Annotated in this window: 17 protein-coding genes; 7 read left to right on the top strand and 10 right to left on the bottom strand. The window is 62.4% G+C overall.

All coding sequences use genetic code 11. The features are described from left to right. The 3 genes from J3P73_RS05980 to J3P73_RS05970 are packed head-to-tail and all read left to right on the top strand — an operon-like array spanning window position 1 to window position 4,852. A complete protein-coding gene (locus J3P73_RS05980) occupies window positions 1–1,299 on the top strand; it encodes a M16 family metallopeptidase (protein ID WP_017963152.1) in 1,299 nt (432 codons plus the stop codon). A 29-nt stretch (window positions 1,300–1,328) separates the two neighbouring features. Further along, entirely contained in the window at window positions 1,329–1,943 is a 615-nt protein-coding gene (locus J3P73_RS05975; RefSeq protein WP_024323039.1) for a GNAT family N-acetyltransferase, read from the top strand. Continuing rightward, window positions 1,940–4,852, top strand: coding sequence for a sensor domain-containing phosphodiesterase (locus J3P73_RS05970; protein WP_024323038.1), 2,913 nt, complete (start codon window positions 1,940–1,942; stop codon window positions 4,850–4,852). Before J3P73_RS05975 ends, J3P73_RS05970 begins: the two co-directional genes overlap by 4 nt. 25 nt (window positions 4,853–4,877) lie before the next feature. On the opposite strand, the gene J3P73_RS05965 is transcribed toward J3P73_RS05970, so the two are convergent. From J3P73_RS05965 to J3P73_RS05945, 5 genes are all read right to left on the bottom strand, one after another. After that, window positions 4,878–5,387 carry a DEAD/DEAH box helicase family protein gene (locus J3P73_RS05965; protein ID WP_130760547.1) on the bottom strand — a complete coding sequence of 170 codons (510 nt, stop codon included), beginning with the start codon at window positions 5,385–5,387 and terminating at the stop codon, window positions 4,878–4,880. 376 nt (window positions 5,388–5,763) lie between these two features. Next, window positions 5,764–6,390, bottom strand: a complete 627-nt coding sequence (locus J3P73_RS05960; RefSeq protein WP_024323036.1) for a class I SAM-dependent methyltransferase — start codon at window positions 6,388–6,390, stop codon at window positions 5,764–5,766. Window positions 6,391–6,907: 517 nt separating this feature from the next. Beyond that, complete coding sequence (locus J3P73_RS05955) at window positions 6,908–8,152, bottom strand: phosphatase PAP2 family protein (protein ID WP_245002714.1); 1,245 nt, start codon at window positions 8,150–8,152, stop codon at window positions 6,908–6,910. 807 nt (window positions 8,153–8,959) lie between these two features. Continuing rightward, window positions 8,960–10,153, bottom strand: a complete 1,194-nt coding sequence (locus J3P73_RS05950) for an IS91 family transposase (RefSeq protein WP_130691466.1) — start codon at window positions 10,151–10,153, stop codon at window positions 8,960–8,962. Between the two features lie 3 nt (window positions 10,154–10,156). Then, complete coding sequence (locus J3P73_RS05945) at window positions 10,157–11,065, bottom strand: tyrosine-type recombinase/integrase (RefSeq protein ID WP_130691464.1); 909 nt, start codon at window positions 11,063–11,065, stop codon at window positions 10,157–10,159. A gap of 335 nt (window positions 11,066–11,400) precedes the next feature. On the opposite strand from J3P73_RS05945, the gene J3P73_RS05940 reads away from it, so the two are divergent. Then, entirely contained in the window at window positions 11,401–11,751 is a 351-nt protein-coding gene (locus J3P73_RS05940; protein WP_130664140.1) for a DUF2200 domain-containing protein, read from the top strand. A 76-nt stretch (window positions 11,752–11,827) separates the two neighbouring features. On the opposite strand, the gene J3P73_RS05935 is transcribed toward J3P73_RS05940, so the two are convergent. Then, entirely contained in the window at window positions 11,828–12,526 is a 699-nt protein-coding gene (locus tag J3P73_RS05935) for a TetR/AcrR family transcriptional regulator (protein WP_024323033.1), read from the bottom strand. A 192-nt stretch (window positions 12,527–12,718) separates the two neighbouring features. Here J3P73_RS05935 and J3P73_RS05930 point away from each other — a divergent pair, with 192 nt between their 5' ends. From J3P73_RS05930 to J3P73_RS05920, 3 genes are all read left to right on the top strand, one after another. Then, window positions 12,719–13,207: a RidA family protein gene (locus J3P73_RS05930; RefSeq protein WP_024323032.1), complete on the top strand. Its 489-nt coding sequence runs from the start codon at window positions 12,719–12,721 to the stop codon at window positions 13,205–13,207. Window positions 13,208–13,349: 142 nt separating this feature from the next. Then, the gene (locus tag J3P73_RS05925) at window positions 13,350–13,775 is read left to right on the top strand and encodes a hypothetical protein (RefSeq protein ID WP_032989569.1); all 426 of its coding nucleotides are present in this window, start codon (window positions 13,350–13,352) and stop codon (window positions 13,773–13,775) included. A gap of 137 nt (window positions 13,776–13,912) precedes the next feature. Then, the gene (locus J3P73_RS05920) at window positions 13,913–14,221 is read left to right on the top strand and encodes a Dabb family protein (RefSeq protein ID WP_003557126.1); all 309 of its coding nucleotides are present in this window, start codon (window positions 13,913–13,915) and stop codon (window positions 14,219–14,221) included. A 38-nt stretch (window positions 14,222–14,259) separates the two neighbouring features. Here the strand turns inward: J3P73_RS05920 and J3P73_RS05915 are convergent, their stop codons facing one another. The 4 genes from J3P73_RS05915 to J3P73_RS05900 all read right to left on the bottom strand — a co-directional run bounded on the left by J3P73_RS05915 (window position 14,260) and on the right by J3P73_RS05900 (window position 18,053). Further along, window positions 14,260–15,159: a metal ABC transporter substrate-binding protein gene (locus tag J3P73_RS05915; protein WP_024323030.1), complete on the bottom strand. Its 900-nt coding sequence runs from the start codon at window positions 15,157–15,159 to the stop codon at window positions 14,260–14,262. A 16-nt stretch (window positions 15,160–15,175) separates the two neighbouring features. Then, window positions 15,176–16,048 (bottom strand): metal ABC transporter permease, encoded by an 873-nt coding sequence (locus J3P73_RS05910; RefSeq protein WP_207579794.1) that lies wholly within the window; start codon window positions 16,046–16,048, stop codon window positions 15,176–15,178. Further along, window positions 16,045–16,794: a metal ABC transporter ATP-binding protein gene (locus J3P73_RS05905; protein ID WP_024323028.1), complete on the bottom strand. Its 750-nt coding sequence runs from the start codon at window positions 16,792–16,794 to the stop codon at window positions 16,045–16,047. Before J3P73_RS05905 ends, J3P73_RS05910 begins: the two co-directional genes overlap by 4 nt. Before the next feature lie 566 nt (window positions 16,795–17,360). Continuing rightward, window positions 17,361–18,053, bottom strand: a complete 693-nt coding sequence (locus J3P73_RS05900) for an amino acid ABC transporter permease (RefSeq protein ID WP_011650777.1) — start codon at window positions 18,051–18,053, stop codon at window positions 17,361–17,363. Window positions 18,054–18,059: the final 6 nt, after the last annotated feature.

Genomic DNA, 18,059 nt, shown 5'->3' with positions numbered 1-18,059 from the left:
ATGACAGTTGAGTGCACCCGGCTGAAATCCGGGCTGACAGTAGTCACAGAGACCATGCCGCATCTTGAAAGCGTTGCGCTCGGAGTCTGGATCAAATCGGGATCGCGTAACGAGACGGACAACGAGCACGGCATCGCCCATCTGCTCGAACACATGGCCTTCAAGGGCACGGCGCGCCGCACGGCCCGCCAGATTGCCGAGGAGATCGAGGATGTCGGCGGCGAAGTCAATGCCGCGACCTCGACCGAGACGACCTCCTATTATGCCCGCGTGCTCAAGGATTACGTGCCGCTCGCCGTCGACATCCTCGCCGATATCCTGACCGAATCGGCCTTCGAGGAAGAGGAGCTGGAGCGCGAGAAGCAGGTGATCCTGCAGGAGATCAACGCCGCCAACGACACTCCCGACGACGTGGTGTTCGACCGGTTCTCCGAGGCCGCCTATCGCGATCAGACGCTCGGCCGGGCGATCCTCGGCACGCCGGAGACCGTCGTCTCCTTCACGCCGCAGCAGATCCGTGGCTATCTCGGCCGCAACTACACGACCGACCGCATGTTCGTGGTCGCCACCGGCGCCGTCGAGCATGAAGAATTCCTGCGCATGGTCGAGGATCGTTTCGCAAGCCTGCCGACGACCCCTTCCGCCCCGCCGGTCATGGAACCGGCGCGTTATATCGGCGGCAGTGTGCGCGAACCGCGCGACCTGATGGACGCGCAGATCCTGCTCGGCTTCGAAGGCAAGCCTTATCATGCCCGCGATTTCTACTGCTCGCAGATCCTTGCCAATATCCTTGGCGGCGGCATGTCCTCCAGGCTCTTCCAGGAGGTGCGCGAGTTCCGCGGCCTCTGTTATTCCGTCTATGCCTTCCACTGGGGCTTTTCCGACACCGGCATCTTCGGCATTCATGCCGCGACCGGTGGCGAAAACCTGCCGGAGCTGGTGCCAGTCATCATCGACGAGCTGCACAAATCCGCCGATGCGATCCACCAGAAGGAAATCGAGCGCGCCCGCGCCCAGATCCGTGCCCAGCTGTTGATGGGTGCGGAAAGCCCGGCCGCCCGCGCCGGCCAGATCGCCAGGCAGATGATGCTCTACGGCCGGCCGATCTCCAATCCGGAGATGATGGAACGGCTGGAAGGCATCACCATCGAGCGGCTGACCGACCTCGCCGGCCGGCTGTTCTATGACACGGTGCCGACGCTTTCGGCGATCGGGCCACTGGAACAGCTCGCGCCGATGGAAGACATCACTGCCTCGCTTTCGGTGCCGGCGTCGAAGACGCTTCAGGCAAGCCGCTGAGCCGACGTCCGTCCTGCCGGGAGTGATCGATGCCAAAATCGGTTTTTCGGTTCCTGTCTCGGCAGCCGGAAGCGGTGGAGCTGGAGAACGACAGATACCTGCTGCGCCTGCCGCGCTATCAGGATTTCAACCAGTGGCACCGGCTGCGCGCCGAAAGCCGCAAGTTCCTGGAACCCTGGGAGCCGACCTGGCGACGCGACGAGTTGACGGAGGGCGCCTACCGCGCCCGCGTCGTCCGCGGCAAGCAGGAATATGCCTCGGGCCAGGCGGTGCCGCTGTTCATTTTCCTGAAAGACGACATGACGCTCGTCGGCGGCGTCACCATCGGCTACATCCGACGGGGTGCGGCACAAAGCTGCATGATCGGCTACTGGATGGGCGAACGTCATGCCGGCCAGGGGCATATGTTCGCCGCTCTTCAAATGGTTATTCCTTACATCTTCACCGGGCTTGAGTTGCACCGTATCGAAGCAGCCTGTATTCCAGATAACGCGCGCAGCATCCGTCTGCTTGAAAAAGCCGGGTTTCAGAGGGAAGGCTATCTGCGCGGATATTTGAAGATCAACGGTCAGTGGCACGACCATGTGATGTTTTCACGTCTCGCCACCGATACGGATAAAGGCAGGAAAACCGACAGCCGATGACAAGAGACCGCATGCTGCCCAAGTCACCGTCCGGACGAGTGATCGCGGTGATCGCAGCCCTTTTCCTGGCGGCCTTCGCCTTCATGGCGGGTGTTGCCCAGGCGGCCGAACCGGTAAAAATTTCCCGTGATGATACTGCGCTCGACCTGACGGCGACGACCGAGATCTACGCCAACCAGGGCGAGGCCTTCCAGGTTTCGACGGCAGCCGGCGCCGACGGCATCCGCCGCCGCATCGAGGTCAGGGCAAGTTCGGAGAACCACCAGGGCGACTGGGCAGTTTTTGCGCTTGCCAACGTCTCGGAAGAACAGCTCGAGCGCGTCATCGTCGCGCCGCATTTCCGTCTGGTCAATTCCAAGCTGTTCTGGCCGGATCTCGGCTCGCAGCGCATCAGCGCCATCACGCCCAGCGAAGGCTTTGCGCTCGATCGGCAGCCGAGCGACGAGGCCGATGTCTTCCGCATCACGCTGAACCCCGGCGCCGTCATCACCTTCGTCGCCGAACTGTCGACGCCGGAGCTGCCGCAGATCTATCTCTGGGAACCGGACGCCTACAAGGATACGATCAACGCCTTCACGCTTTACCGCGGCATCGTGCTCGGCATTGCCGGCCTGCTGGCCGTGTTCCTGACCATTCTCTTCGTCGTCAAGGGCACCTCGATGCTGCCGGCGACAGCCGCCCTTGCCTGGGCGGTGCTCGGTTACATCTGCGTCGACTTCGGTTTTCTCGGCAAGCTGATCAGCGTCGCCTCGGCCGACCAGCGAATATGGCGCGCCTGCGCGGAGGTGGCGCTGGCCTCGAGTTTCGTCATCTTCCTCTTCACCTATCTCAACCTCAACCGCTGGCATGCGCATCTGGGCTACGCGACACTTGCCTGGGTGCTCGGCCTTGCCCTGCTCTTTGGCGTCGCGATCTACGATCCGTCGATTGCCGCCGGCATCGCCAGGCTTTCCTTCGCGCTGACGGCGACGATGGGGTTGCTGCTGATCATCTATCTCGGCTTCAACCGCTATGACCGCGCCATCCTTTTGGTGCCGGCCTGGGCGCTGATCCTCGTCTGGCTGTTCGGGGCGTGGCTGACGGTCACCGGGCGGCTCGACAACGACATCATCCAGCCCGCACTCGGCGGCGGCCTGGTGCTCATCGTGCTGCTGATCGGCTTCACCGTGATGCAGCACGCCTTTGCCGGCGGCGCCTACCAGCAAGGGCTGTTTTCCGATCTCGAGCGGCAATCGCTGGCGCTGACCGGCTCCGGCGACATGGTGTGGGATTGGGACGTGGCGCGCGACCGCGTCGTCACCATTCCCGACGTCTCGATCAAGCTCGGCCTTTCCCAGGGCGCCATGCATGGCGCGGCGCGCAACTGGCTGCCGCGGCTGCACCCCGACGACCGCGACCGCTTCCGCGCCACGCTCGACGTGCTGCTCGAACATCGCCGCGGGCGGCTGAACCACGAATTCCGCATCCGCGCCGAGGACGGGCATTTCCACTGGCTGCTGATCCGCGCCCGGCCGGTGCTCGGCTCAAACGGCGAAATCATCCGCTGCGTCGGCACGATCGTCGACGTGACCGAGCAGAAGAACTCCGTCGAGCGGCTGCTGCACGATGCGCTGCACGACAATCTGACCGGCCTTCCGAACCGCCAGGTCTTCCTCGACCGGCTGCAGTCGGTGCTGGCACTGGCGCCGGGTGGCGATACGCTCAGACCGACGGTGATGGTGATCGACATCGACCGCTACAAGCTGGTCAATGATTCGCTCGGCGTTGCCGCCGGCGACAACATCCTGATCGCGCTGACGCGGCGCCTGCGACGACTGTTGAAACCGCAGGATACGCTGGCGCGGCTTGCCGGCGACCAGTTCGGCCTTATCCTGGTTTCCGAGCACAATCCGGCCAAGGTCGCCGATTTTGCCGATGCGATCAGCAAGGCGATCATGGTGCCGATCAACTTCTCCAATCGCGAGATCATCCTGACGGCCTCGGTCGGCCTTGCCTCCTGGGTCGACCGGCAGGAGAGCGCCACCGGCCTGCTCAGCGACGCCGAGCTTGCGATGTACCGGGCAAAGCGGGCCGGCGGCAACCGTGTCGAACCGTTCCAGCCGGCCTTCCGCGACTTCGGCACCGACCGGCTGCAGCTCGAAACGGATCTGCGCCGCGCTATCGAGCGCAAGGAATTGTCGATGGTCTACCAGCCGATCGCACGGCTGGAGGATGTCGAAGTCGCCGGTTTCGAGGCATTGATGCGCTGGGAACATCCCAAGCGCGGCAATATCCCGCCATCCGAATTCATTCCGATCGCCGAGGCCTCCGATCTTATCGGCCCGCTCGGCATGTTCGCGCTGGAACAGGCGACCAACGATCTGATGAGCTGGCAGCACCAGACCGGCGAACTGCCGATCTTCGTCTCGATCAACCTGTCGAGCGTGCAGTTGCTGAACAACGAGCTCTATGACGACGTGCGTTCGGTTCTCGCCAAGACGCATTGCCAGCCCTCGCGCCTCAAGCTCGAACTGACGGAATCCATGGTGATGGAAAATCCGGAACAGGCCCGGCTGGTGCTGCAGAAGCTGAAGGAAGCCGGCATCGGCCTGGCGCTCGACGATTTCGGCACCGGCTATTCGTCGCTCGCCTATCTCACCCGCTTCCCGTTCGACATGATCAAGCTCGACAAGACTTTGGTGCGCGACAGCAGCGACAAGAAGGCGACCGTGCTCCGGTCGGTGATATCCATGGCGCGCGAACTTGAGATGAAGGTGGTGGCGGAGGGGATCGAATCCAACGAGGATGCGATCGAACTCGCCAAGATGGGCTGCAACTACGGCCAGAGCTATCTTTTCGGGCCGCCAATCCCTTCGGAATCGGTGCTGCGGCTGCTTCGCGACCGATTTCCGCTGACGAAACGGGCCTGAGCGGAACGGCTGGTCTCATCGGTCGTCAGGCGAGGTGAGCGAGGAAATCGTCAACGACACTTGGGACAGTACCCGTCGTGTCGATATTGATGCCGATGGGAAGATATTCCCGGGTATGATGGTAGCGGAGCACCAGCGCCCGCTCGGCCGGCTCGAAGCCCGGCTCATTCGGCCGCCTATCCAATCGTCGGTTCAAGGTCTCAACGTCTATGTCGAGCACGAAAACCTTATCGAAAAGGTCCAGGAATTTGTGGAAATTGCGCGAGCCGCCACAGAAGAAAGTGGCAGGATGGGTGGTGTCGGCAGCAATAGCGCGGACCTTGTCGACGCGCCAGATCCAGTGGGCGTATCCCCAAACGATGCGGTCCGCGCCTTCGGGTGGTCCTGCGAGTGCCTGGCCCGTCTCGGGGGCGCCGACATAGGCCAAGACCCGGTCACCATGGACGACATGGTAGCCCCGCCGCTCCAGTTCGGTAGCGACAGACGTTTTCCCAGTGCCGGAACCGCCTTCGATCAGATAGTTCTTGATTCCCATAGGCGCCGCTTATCATGGACTTCGATCTGGTGAAAAGACACTCTACCTGGTAACGCTTCGCCAAAGAAATAACCGCCCCTCTCACTGCTCACGTACGTTTTCCAAGCGGCCAATCCTTGGCCGACGGGGGTGGATTTTGAGGATGCACTGGAATTAGCGGAGCATACAGAGATTTGACATTGTGCGGCCCAGCATCCAACGGGGCCGTACTTCTCGGCGCAAATGTTCTCGGCCTGAACAATTCGACCGAGCTGCTTTGCGCCCCCTTGTCGGCCACAGAGGGGATCTTTGCCTTGGCCCGGAAGCCGACTTTGCGGTGACCACCTGGAGTTCATAGTCGCGCCACAACCGGCCATTCCCGCAAGTTCTATGTGCGTCACGCCCGACTCGCCCGAACGCTGAGCCACCGACCATGGGGTTTTCCGACGCACCGACGTACCTCGCTGACGATCCAGCCGGCGTCTGTGAGTGCGGACCGCAGGGCAAACTCGCGCCAGTACGTCTCGACGTAGCGCCGGGGCGCTGCAGCACTGCCATGTGTGGACACATCCTCGCCTTCGCCCTCTCTTACCGAGGCGTGCAATCGGCCACCGGTCCGGGTCGCCTCGGCAAGCCGTCCAAGCACCGTGTCGAAATCCTCGCGCGCGACATGAATCAGGCAGGCACAGGCCCAGATCCCGTCGTACGGCGTGCCGGGACGCTGCGGGTCGGCCAAGTCTTCGGTCAGCGGGTCCAACAGGTCGGCCTCGAAGCCATTTTCGCGAAGCAGTTCGACGAAACCCTTTGCAATGTCGGTGCGCCGGACGCTAATTCCCCGCTTCTCAAGCTCAAGGGCATCTCGCCCGCCACCGCTTCCGATCTCTAGCACCCTGCCCGAGCCGCCCAGCTCGGTCACGAACGCATCGATCTCTGTCGCGACCCATTCGGGCATCGCCGCGGCCTCCGCAGCGTACTCCGCCGCGACCGTATCATAGGACCGCACGGTATCCAGGTCGGTGCTCATCCTAGCGTTCCTCCTTCAAGACAAGAGGCCTGATGAGCGAGAGGCCCATCAGTCCGTTGCGCCCTTCACACTTCGGCAGTTGGTGACATCGCGGGCGATTTGCTTCCGAGCTTTAGCAGAAATGCGGTCAGAGACACCACCGACCGAGCCAATGCTGCCGGGCGGCAATGCGCCCTCATGTCAGCCGTAGAGATGAACTTTGTCGCTGCCCGGAAGCAGACATCGCCGGCGACGGCACCAGAGGTCGCGGTTGCGCCTCCTGCTGACGTTTGCGCCGGACGCAGCCAATGTCACGAGTCGACTCCGAAGCGGTCTATAGATCGGGACGCAGGGGAACGACAACTTGGAAGCCAATTTCGTTATTGTTGCGTCTCAGGTCCACAAAGCATCAGGAGATGAAAGCGCGCGGGGCCTGCAACTTTCTGATACCTGGCGAACAAAGTTCCGTTCCATCCTTTGACCTCGACCGGCGATCGGCAAGAAGGTTCCGATCCGGTCGAGCAGGTGTCCTCTTCCGCTAGTCTGCTCCGTCCTTTCTCGCCCGCTCGATGAATTTCCCTGCGACTGCTTTGCCGAGGGTGACACCTGCACGGTTGTCCATTTCGTAGTGGATGCCAGCCCAGATGCGGGAATCTCCGGCCTCTTTGCCGACCGCGCGGATGAACTCCGCATGGCTGGGGAACAGGTACGCAAGGATCTCGCAACGCGCCGTCGAGAGAGTGGAGTGATTTGACGGATAACTCGGAAAGGGCGGCACCGCGAACAGGGGAGTGATGCTCGGGTCAAGCTGGTTGGGCCGGAGGTACCAATAAGCGAACTTCCCGTCGTTGCTTGCAATGAACGCGTCGTAATGGACCGTTGCGAGCATCGAGTAAGCCCGTGCAGCCCGCGGGGGGTTCGAATCCGTGTTGTCCTCGAACATCCACTTGCTGGCATAGTCATACCAGCTGGTAAACAGGCCGGATGGACTCTGCCAGTAGAAGGCTTTGTAGTTGTTTGGAAATTTTCGCTCAAACTGCCGAACTGCATCCGTCTCGGCCTTTACGGTCGCCGACTGACAGTCGGGCGGAGCCGGCGGCCTGAATTCATCGGCTGATGCCAGCACGATCGGTTTCCAGTTGGGCATGGTTACATTGCCGGGTTTGTCTCCGACCCACATGCACGGCCCGGTCGGGACCGTGCCGGTCCACACTGCGTCGGAGCCATCGGCTTTTGCTCGCGCAATCACCTGCTCCGCGACTCGTCGCCCCAACTCGAGGCCGGCGGAAGAGTCGCTCGGGAACTGGACACCGGCAAGGACACGCGACTGAGCCGCTTCCTCGGCCATTGCCTGGAACGACGACGCCTCGTCCGGAAAGAAATAAGAAAGAACCGTCGCGGCGGCTCCGGCGGCTGCCGCGTGTTCAGACGGATAGGAAGGACTCCGAGGTGTAGGCAGCGCAGTCGGGAGTGTCGCTTCCGCCTCGCTCGGGCGCGGGCGATTGTAGAAGTACTTCGACTCCCAGGCCGCGATGGTGGCGTCGTACATCGCCATCGTCAAATAAGTGTAGATGCGGTGCGCATTGGGGATCGGCTGGCCTGTGAGAACACGATTGTTGACCAGGTCGATCCATCGATAGCCGGGCGAGCCGGCGTCCCAGAACGTGATCTTGGCGGCGACCTGCGCGTCGTTCTTTGCGACAAGATCGTGGAGTTGCTCCAGCTCGGTTGCGGAAGTATCCGGTGGGGGCGGGACTCGGAAGTCCTTGCCCGACGTGATCACCCACGTCTTCCACGTTCCAGCATTTGGCTCTATCAGGTCCGATTGGGCGAAAGCGCAGTTCCCTGACAAAAGGATCACTGCGCAGGCCTTGCATAAGGCGCTGAGCATGTTGGGCCTCCCATGGTTGGTCCCCCGGCCCAAAGGCGGAGGCCTTTCTACTTTACGGCTGCTCCGTCATAATTTTAGCGATCGCTAATTGTAGCACCGGACACCGCCGGGCAAAAGGATCAAATGTGAGAATAGGCAGCGTTGCTAGTGTCACATCGGAAGACCGCTGTCTTCCTGACTTGTGGCCCGATTGCCGCTGTGACAGCGGCATGAAATTCCCCCGCAAAGTCGATGTTTGACAACCGGCTTCTGCGGCAGGGCAACGTCAGCTTCCCAGCCCGTCGAGACGTTCCGGTTCGATTGCGGGACTGCCCACGTTGGGTCAGATCGCGACAATGGTTGTGCGGAAATGAATGTCTGCTCTGCCACATCGGGAAATCAGAACCGGTCGGTCCGTTTCCGTGAAGAGTTTCGGGCGCCGGCAGGCGTACGAAAGTCCCCGAGGAAGGAACCCGCGGGCCACAGTCGGAGGCTATGGGGATTTCGATCTGGGGCTGATATCGGCGATGGCGCGACCGCGGCCAGGAAGTGGGGTGCTGGATGCGGACAGGCCGCTTCGTTGCGCCTCCGCGCGGTTTAGCCGGCCCGGCAGCCGGCTCGACGCGACCCTGTTGGCGGCGATAATCACCATGAACGCGCGTGGGTCGGTTGCCGGAGGCGGGGCGCCCGCGGCTGAGGTCTGGATCATGCCATGCCGGGTCATGAAGCAGTCTCCCGGTTCGTCGCCGTCGCATCCGGCGGTCCGCGCGGCTGCCTCCGGCGTTCGAACACCTCGATGACGATCATTCGTCCGCCGCAGCAGGGGCATGGCGGGCGGAAGTCATCCGGTTCGCCTGGTGTGTTGTCATCGGCCGGTGCGGCGACGTCCAGGAGTTCGCGGGCGAGCGCCAGATTGGCCTTGCGGGCGGAGCCGGCGAGCAGGCCGTAGTGCCGGATGCGATGGAAGCCGCGCGGCAAGACATGGAGCAGGAAGCGGCGGATGAACTCATCGACCGCGAGCGTCATGATCTGCTGCCGGTCGCGGCCGTCGCGGCGGTAGTCCTTATAGCGGAAGGTGACGCCAGTTTCGTCGAAGGTGATCAGGCGGCGGTTCGAGATTGCGACCCGGTGGGTATAGCGCGACAGATAGGCAAGAACGGCCTCAGGACCCGCGAACGGCGCCTTCGCATAGACCACCCAGCGTTTCTTTCGGACCGGCGATAGATGCCGCAAGAATGCCTGCCGCTCGGTGAGATGAGCAAGTGCGCCAAAGAAGCAGAGCCGCTCGGCGTCGTGCAGAGCGACCAGCCGGGTGAGGAACAGTCGTCGGAACAGTTTGCCGAGTACGCGTACGGGAAGCAGGAAGGCCGGGCGCGACGAGATCCATCGACTTCCGTCTGGCGTGATGCCGCCGCCCGGAACGATCATGTGCACATGCGGATGGTGCGTCATCGCCGATCCCCAGGTGTGGAGCACGGCGGTGATGCCGATGCGCGCGCCGAGATGCTTGCGATCGGCCGCGATGGTCAGCATCGTCTCCGACGCCGCCTTGAACAGCAGGTCGTAGACGAGCGCCTTGTTCTGGAACGCTATGTCGGCGACCTCGGCCGGCAGGGTGAATACGACGTGGAAGTAGCCGACCGGAAGCAGATCGGCCTCGCGTTCGGCAAGCCATGTCCGTGCCGCCGCGCCCTGGCACTTTGGGCAGTGCCGATTGCGGCAGGAGTTGTAGGCGATCCGCCACTGGCCGCAGTCCTCGCAGGCCTCGACGTGACCGCCGAGGGCCGCAGTGCGGCAGTTCTCGATCGCCGACATCACCTTCAGTTGCGGCAGGCTCATATGTTCAGCATGCGCGCGCCGGTACGCCGCGCCGGCAGCACGGAAGATGTCGGCGACCTCGATCGAGGCACGCAAGGCTCAACCGTCGGGGAAGGCTTCTTCCGGCTTGAACAGGCCGAGTTTGTCGAGCGGACTCGTAACTGTGCGGACCGTCCTGGTCGCCACCTTGGCGTAGAGGGCGGTGTTGTTGAGTTTTGCGTGCCCGAGCAGGACCTGGATGATCCGAATGTCCGTGCCGTCCTCCAGCAGGTGGGTGGCGAAGCTGTGGCGCAGCGTATGCGGCCCGACCCGCTTGGCGATGTCGGCGGCCTGGGCCGCCTCAACGACGATCCGATAGAGCTGCCGCGTGCTGATCGGCTTCATTGCGTGTTGGCCAGGGAATAACCAGCCGTCGCGATGCATCACACCCTGCTGCCGGCCCACCTTCCACCACTGGCGCAGCAGGGTGAGCAGGTCCTCCGAAAGCATGGCATTGCGATAGCGCCCGCCCTTGCCACGCTCGACGCGCAGCAGCATGCGCTCGCTGTCGACGTCGGCGACCTTCAGCATCGACACCTCCGCGACACGTAGGCCCGCGCCATAGGCGACCGACAATGCCGCCTGGTGCTTGAGGCAGGTGGTGGCATTGAGCAACCGGGCAACCTCGTCGCGGCTCAGCACCACGGGCAGGTTACGCGGATGCGCCAGCCGGATGAGCCTGCGCGCCAGGTCCGGGCGGTCGAGGGTCTGGGTGAAGAAGAAGCGTAGCGCCGACACGACGCTGTTCATCGTCGGAACGGGAACGCCATCCTCCTGCTGCTCGATCTGGAACCGGCGCAGGTCGTCGGCGGTCGCCGTGTCTGGTGAACGCCCGAGGAAGGTCGCCAGGCGTCCGATGTCGCGGAGATAGTTGCGTTGCGTTTCGCGTGAGAAACGCCGCATGTTCATGTCGTCGATCAACCGCTGGCGCAGCGGGCTGACGGGCGTATCGAGATGGGGGTGCTGCATGGTCAGGCTCCTTGTTGAAGAAGCCCGTCATGCTCTGCCGTTGCCGGACGACGCTCAATGCAGGCGCAACGTCCGGCCTGTGCCCTCTACCTCAACCGCAGGCGCCCTCCCGCGCAGCGGGTTCGTTCTCCGGCCCCACACCGGTCGTCTACCCAAGCCGAGCCGATGTCCGTTGTTGGTGCAATCCGGTCGAAGATGCGCGGCGCTGTAGAGATGCCGCCTTTGCACCGATCTACTTCGCGCCCGCGGAAGCTTACCCATTATCGGCCGCTTGTTGAGGACTTGAAGTCAGCTATCTCAAGCCGGAAAATATCTGGAACGTTGAGGAGCACGCGATGACGAAGCATCGCATCTATTCAGTCAGCGTTGCGAGCGTCTATCCCCACTATGTCGCCAAGGCAGAGAAGAAGGGGCGCACGAAGGCAGAGGTCGATGAAATCATCCGTTGGCTGACGGGGCATAGCCAGCAGAGCCTGGACGATCAATTGGCTGAGAAGACCAACTTCGAGGATTTCTTTGCGCAAGCGCCTCAGATGAATTCCTCCCGATCGTTGATTACAGGCGTGATCTGCGGCGTCCGCGTGGAAGAAATCCAGGAAAAGACGATGCGGGAAATCCGCTACCTGGACAAATTGATCGACGAACTCGCCAAGGGGAAAGCGATGGAGAAGATCCTGCGGAAATAGCCAGTCGGGCTTGCATGAGCTCACCCAAGGCACGGGCGCAGAATCCGGCACCGCCTCGTCCAGGAGTGACGAATGTTCATTGTCGCGGGGCAAGGCCATCGAGCAGGAAGTCGAGGCCCTTCCTGAAAGCGCCGTCCCAATCATTGTCCAGCAGCAGACGAGAGCGCTCGATCGTCGGGTAGTCTTGGCTGAGACCTGTCAGGCGCTGTTGCGCAGCGGTCCTGTCGTCGTCCGAGAGGTCGAAGTTCGCCCGGGTGGTGGTCGCGCCGATCACAAAATTCCAGAGCGACCAGATCGCGACGTTCAAATCCGCATCGGCGACACCGGCTCCGGACAAAGTCTTGCTCAGCAGTTCCAGGCGACTGAGGGTGTTCGGGCCGAGCGCCCGGCGCGGCAGCAGCGATGCCGACCAGGGATGGCGCAGCATACTGGCGCGCCAGTCTTCGAGCATATGAACGATTTCCCCGCGCCAGTCTTGAGACGCATCGATTTCAGGCGGGCCGCGATATTCGAGCACCGAATCCAGCGCCAGATCGAAGACCTCCTCCTTGTTGCCGACGTGCCAATAGAGGCTCATCGCGCCGGCGCCGAGGCGATCGGCCAGCCGACGCATCTTCAAGCCGTCGACGCCCTCGGCGTCCAGCAGTTCCACCGCGGTCGCCACGATCCGCTCCAGGGAGAGAGGCGGCTCATTGCGCGGCGGCTGCCCGGACCGAGGTGATACACCTCTCCGGGCAGACCCTTTGCTCTCAGCGCCGCTGCGTTTGGCTGCCATTCGTCTCCCTTTACTCATCAGACGTCGATCTAAGCCGACAATGCGGGGAATGTCGATCCTGACCGATTGACTCGTACGTCGTACGATACAATTTAATCGTACGACGTACGAGTCAATCATATGGCGATAAAATTCCATCCTGCCGGCAGTGAGGATCCGCCGCTCGCAGCCTTCGGCGCCCGGGAGAAAGTCATGTCACGCGCAATCAAACATCTCATTATCGGAGGACTCATCATCATGACCATCAGCGTTCCCACCGCGGCGACAGCCAATGAGGACGATCTCAAACTTGATATCGTCAATCCAAAAAACCTCTACGACCCCTCGCCGAATGGCTACAGCACGGCAGTGATCGTGCCCCGCCAAGGCCGGCTGGCCTACATCTCCGGACAGGGCGGCCAGGACAGCAAGGGAGCCTTGTCGCCCGATTTCGCCGTCCAGGTGAAGCAGGCCTATGCGAATTTGCGCACCGCCCTCGATGCGCTCGGCGCAAGGCCGGATCAGGTCGCCAAGCTGACGGTCTTCGTGGTCGATCACGATATGTCCAAGCTTGAGGTGCTGACCAGCAACGTCAAGGACATGTTCGGCGCGTCGCTGCCGGCGCAGACGCTGATTCCCGTTCCCAAGCTGGCCATCGACCCCATGCTCTTCGAGGTCGAAGCTACCGTCGTTCTGGAATAGGCGGCGGCGCCGGATCGACATAATTTCGGATTTTCCGGTGGCGCGCCAACATCTACTCGGCGCGCCACGTTCGCTTTTATCGATGGCCATTGACCAACCGCCTGCGATGTGCGCCACTCATTCCTTGTACAAGGAAAATCCCATGCTCAAGTTCCTGCTCGCCCTCTCGATGGGTGTTTTTTGCGTATCGCCGCTTCAGGCCGGCGACATCACTCCCGTGATGAAAAGCTGCGTCTCGGCGGCGAAACCGGCGCGCTGCGAGATGTGGACAAAGGACTTCAAGGCGGCCCTGGAGCAAGCACAAAAGGGCGATCACGGCGCGCAGGGGATCGTCGCCTTCTGCCTTTCCACAGGTTGCCATGGTTCCGTCACCATCGACAAGGTCGCTTCCTGCAGCTGGCATCTCGTCATTGCCAATTCGGGCGCTGCGACAGTGCTCGACGCTTCCAACCTCAGGAACACCTGCCGGCCGATGACGCCGGCTGAGAAAGATCAGGCCCGCGCCTCGTCCCGCGATCTCGTCCAGAAGATCTACAAGCGCCCGATGGTCGCGACCGACCAGATGTAATCGGTTGGGGTGCCGGCTCCTGGCGCAACGTCTGCGTGAGAATAAATCTCATTGCTCTCCCGGCTTTCGCCGCTATTGTCCAGCCAAAGAAAATCGGGCCAAAGAAAATCGGCCAAAGAAAATCGGGAGGACCACTGATGATCCTGCACTGCGTATTCCTGCGGCTGAAGACCGCGGTGACGACCGAAGACAAGCAGTCGCTGTTTGCGGCGATCGTCGCCCTGAAACAGGTCATTCCCGGCATATTGGATATCAAATACGGGCCGAATGTTTCGCCCGAGGGTTTGCATGGCGGCTTCGTCGACGGGTTTGCCGTGACCTTTGAAAGCGCCGAGGCGCGCGATGCCTACCTCATCCATCCCGAACATGTAACTGTGGGCGAGCGCATCGTCTCGTCGACGGATGGAGGCCTTGCCGGCATCCTGGTCTTCGACCTTAATCTGTGAGAGCGACCGCAGGTTCAGCCTGCGGCCACTCTTAATCATCAGCTCGATTTCGCCATGGCGGCGGCGAGCTGGTCGACATTGTACTTGAACATCTTCTCATAGGTCGGCGCCGGCCCCTTGGCGTCGGACAGGGATTCGACATAGAGCTCGCCGCCGGGCTCGGCACCGGTTGCCTTGGCGACCTGCTTGACCAGGCGCGGATCGTTGGAATTCTCGAAGAAATAGGCCTTCACGTGCTCGCCCTTGATCTGTTCGATCAGCTTGGCGACGTCGGCGGCCGAAGCCTCGCTTTCTGTGGACAGACCAAGCGGGGCGAGGAAGCTGACATTATATTCGCGGCCGAAATAGCCGAAGGCATCGTGGCTGGTCAGCACCTTGCGGCGATCGTCGGCCACCTTGTCGAATTTCGCGTGGGCGTAGGCGTTCAATTCATCCAGCGTCCTGGTGTATTTCTCGGCATTGGCCTTGAAGGCGGCGGCGTCCGTGGGATCGGCCGATGACAGCGCCTTTTCGATATTGGCGACCCAGACCTTGACGTTAACGGGGCTGTTCCAGACATGCGGATCGGTGATTTTTTCGCCGTCCTCTTCCATGGTGCGGGTGTTAATGCCTTCGGAAACCGTGACCGGCTTGCCCTTGTAGCCCGAGGCGGTGATCAGCCGGTCCATCCAGCCTTCCAGCCCCTCGCCGCTGACGAAGGTAACCTGCGCCGCGTTCAAATTCTTCGCGTCGGCCGGCGACGGCTCGAATTCATGGGGGTCGCCGTTCGGCACGACGAGGCTCGTCACCTTGACGTGCTCGCCGCCGACCTGCTTGACGACATCGGCAAGCACGGTGAAGGAGGCCACAACCTTCAGCGTTTCGGCGGAGGCGGGCATGGCCGATAGCGCCATCAAAGCGGGGATTGCTGCGGAGAGAAGCAGTCTGTGCGATGTCATCGAAGTCTCCTTGGGATCAGCCCTTCAAATGCGGGCGGGGGAAGAAGCGCCGGGCCAGGCCGGAAGGCGCGAAAAGAATAGAAAAGCCGTAGAGGATCGCCGCCGTCATGATGATCGTCGGGCCGGAGGCGAGCTCGAGATGGTAGGAGGCGATCAGGCCGAGATAACCGGAGGCGGCGGCACTGGCGGCAGCGATCGCCATCATCACCGGCAGGCTGCGCGACCAGAGCTGGGCGACAGCCGCCGGCAGCATCATCAGGCCGACCGCCATCAGCGTGCCGAGCGCCTGGAAGCTGGCGACGAGGTTCAGCACCACCAGCAGCAGGAAGAGCACGTGATAGACCGACCCGCGCCCGCCGACGGCGCGCAGAAAACCCGGATCAAAACATTCGGCCACCAGCGGCCTGTAGATGAAGGCGAGGATGACGAGGGTCAGCGAGGTGATCGCGCCGATCAGATAAAGCGCAGAGGCATCGATCGCCAGGATGGTGCCGAAGAGCACATGCAGGAGATCGATATTCGAACCGCGCAGCGAGACGATCAGCACGCCAAGCGCCAGCGAGGCGAGATAGACGCTGGCAAAGCTCGCATCCTCCTGCAGCACGGTCATCCGGCTGACGGCGCCGGACAACAGCGCCACCGACAGGCCGGCAATGAGGCCGCCGAGGCCCATCGCCGTCAGCGACAGCGAGCCGGCGACGAGGTAACCGATGGCAGCCCCCGGCAGCACGGCATGGCTCATCGCATCGCCCATCAGGCTCATGCGCCGCAGCATCAGGAAGACGCCGATCGGGCCGGAGCCGAGCCCAAGGCAAAGGCAGGCGATGAGCGCCCGGCGCATGAAACCGTAATCGGCAAAAGGCGCCAGGAAGAGATCGTAAGCCGTCATGCCGCCGGCGCCTCTTCAGGTGCGCAGGCATTCGCATCCTCATCCCAGCGCTCGGCCATGGCGCGGGCCTTCAGGAGATTGACTGAGGACATGACGTCTGCGGTCGCACCCCAGCCGACCAGTTCGCGGGCGAGCAGCAGGGTTTGCGGGAAGTGGGCGCGGACCAGCTCGAAATCGTGCAGCACGGCGATCACCGTGCGGCCCTCGCCATGCCAGCGGGTGACGATATCGACGAGGTCCCTGGTCGTGCGGGCATCGATCGCCGTAAACGGCTCGTCGAGCAGGATGATGCCGGCATCCTGCAGCAGCAGGCGGGCAAAGAGCACGCGCTGGAACTGGCCGGCCGACAGCGACCCGACATGGCGGCGGCCGAAGCCTTCGAGGCCGACGGCGGAGAGCGCCTCGCCTGCCCTCCTCACCTCGCCCGCCGCGATGCGGCCGAAGGCGCCGGTTTTCTTCCAGGCGCCGAACATGACGGTGTCGATCACCGAGATCGGAAAGCGCCGGTCGATCTCGGCCGCCTGCGGGAGGTAACCGAATTCCGCCCGCCCCAGCCGGTGCTCGACCCTGCCTTCGGCGGGACGAAGCTCGCCCATGATCGCCTTCAGCAGCGTCGACTTGCCCGCCCCGTTCGGCCCGGCAATCGCCGTCAGGCTGCCTGAGGCGAAGGCGCCGGAGACATGGTGGACGGCAGGGTGCCTGTTATAGGCGACGGTCAAATTATCAAGACGGATCAGCGGCGTCATGGCAGCAGGACCGCCCAATGGATCGCCAGCCAGAGGAGCGCAATGACCAGGGCCATGCCGATCACCCTAGATAGAGCCGACTGTCCCAGCAGGCTGACGGAGGGGCGGTCGGGGCTCGGGGGCATGGCGCATCCTACAATGTAATAACATTACGGTTATGTTATAACAATTGCGGCGAGATTGAGGCGAGGCTTGGCAGTTATTCACACAATTGAAAAGGGCGACCGAATGGCCGCCGGCCCATTCCAAGGCGCGCCCTCTCTCCAGCCTCATCCTGAGGTGCCCCGCAGGGGCCTCGAAGGACGGGGCTGGCCACCGGCCCTCACAAATGCGGATATCGCTGGTGTCCAATCACCCGCCCCCGTGGTTCGAGACGGCCCTTCGTTTGTCACTGCAATCGATTCACTGGATCGATTGCCCCGCTCCTCACCCTCACCATGAGGGCTGATCGGCATACCGTGCCGTTGCCCACCCTATTCCTGTGCTCGTAACAGGAACGAGCCCAAGCCTCTGGCCGCTACATGCCGAAAACGACTGTGGAAATCCCGATCCTGGGCAAACGGCCCCTAGGCCCATACCCTTAGAGCCCGTTCCATCCGGTCGGCGGCGTAGGTGACGATATAGGCGATCACCATGTAGATGACGACCGCGATCAGGAAGGCTTCGAGATAGTAGAAGTTCAGCGCCGCGGTCAGCTGCGACTGGGCGAAGATGTCGACGACCTCGATCGCAAATCCCAGCGACAGCGCCTTCATGATCACCATGATGGAGTTGGCGAGATCGGGGATGGCCGCGACGATGACCTGAGGCAGCATCACCCGGCGGAACAGCTGGCTGCGCTTGTAGCCTAGGGAGTAGGCCGCATCGGCCTGACCGTTGTCGAAGGAGTTGAGTGCCCCCTTCACGACTTCAGCCTGGAAGGCTGCGACGCAGGCGGTCAGGGCGACGATGAGCGTGATCCAGTTCGGCGTCGAGTGACCGTTATAGTCGATGCCGACGAGCGAGGTCAGGAACTGCAGCGTCGGCGGCAGGCCGTAATAGGCGAGGAAGATCACGATGACCATCGGAACGCCCTTGAAGACGACCTTGTAGGCGACGACCAGTTCCCGAAGCAGCGGGACCCGCCGATATTCCACCATCGCGAAAAGGCTGCCGACGATCGTAGAGAAGACGAAGATTCCAAGCGCCATGGCGAGCGTCACCGGGACCGCGCCGAGGATATCCCAGAGATCGGGAAGAAGGACTTCGGAATCGAACATGTGATG

It is taken from the genome of Rhizobium ruizarguesonis (assembly GCF_017357285.1).
Lineage (GTDB): Bacteria > Pseudomonadota > Alphaproteobacteria > Rhizobiales > Rhizobiaceae > Rhizobium > Rhizobium ruizarguesonis.
Note: the sequence above shows the minus strand (reverse complement) of the source record. Positions and strands in the feature narration are given on the sequence as shown.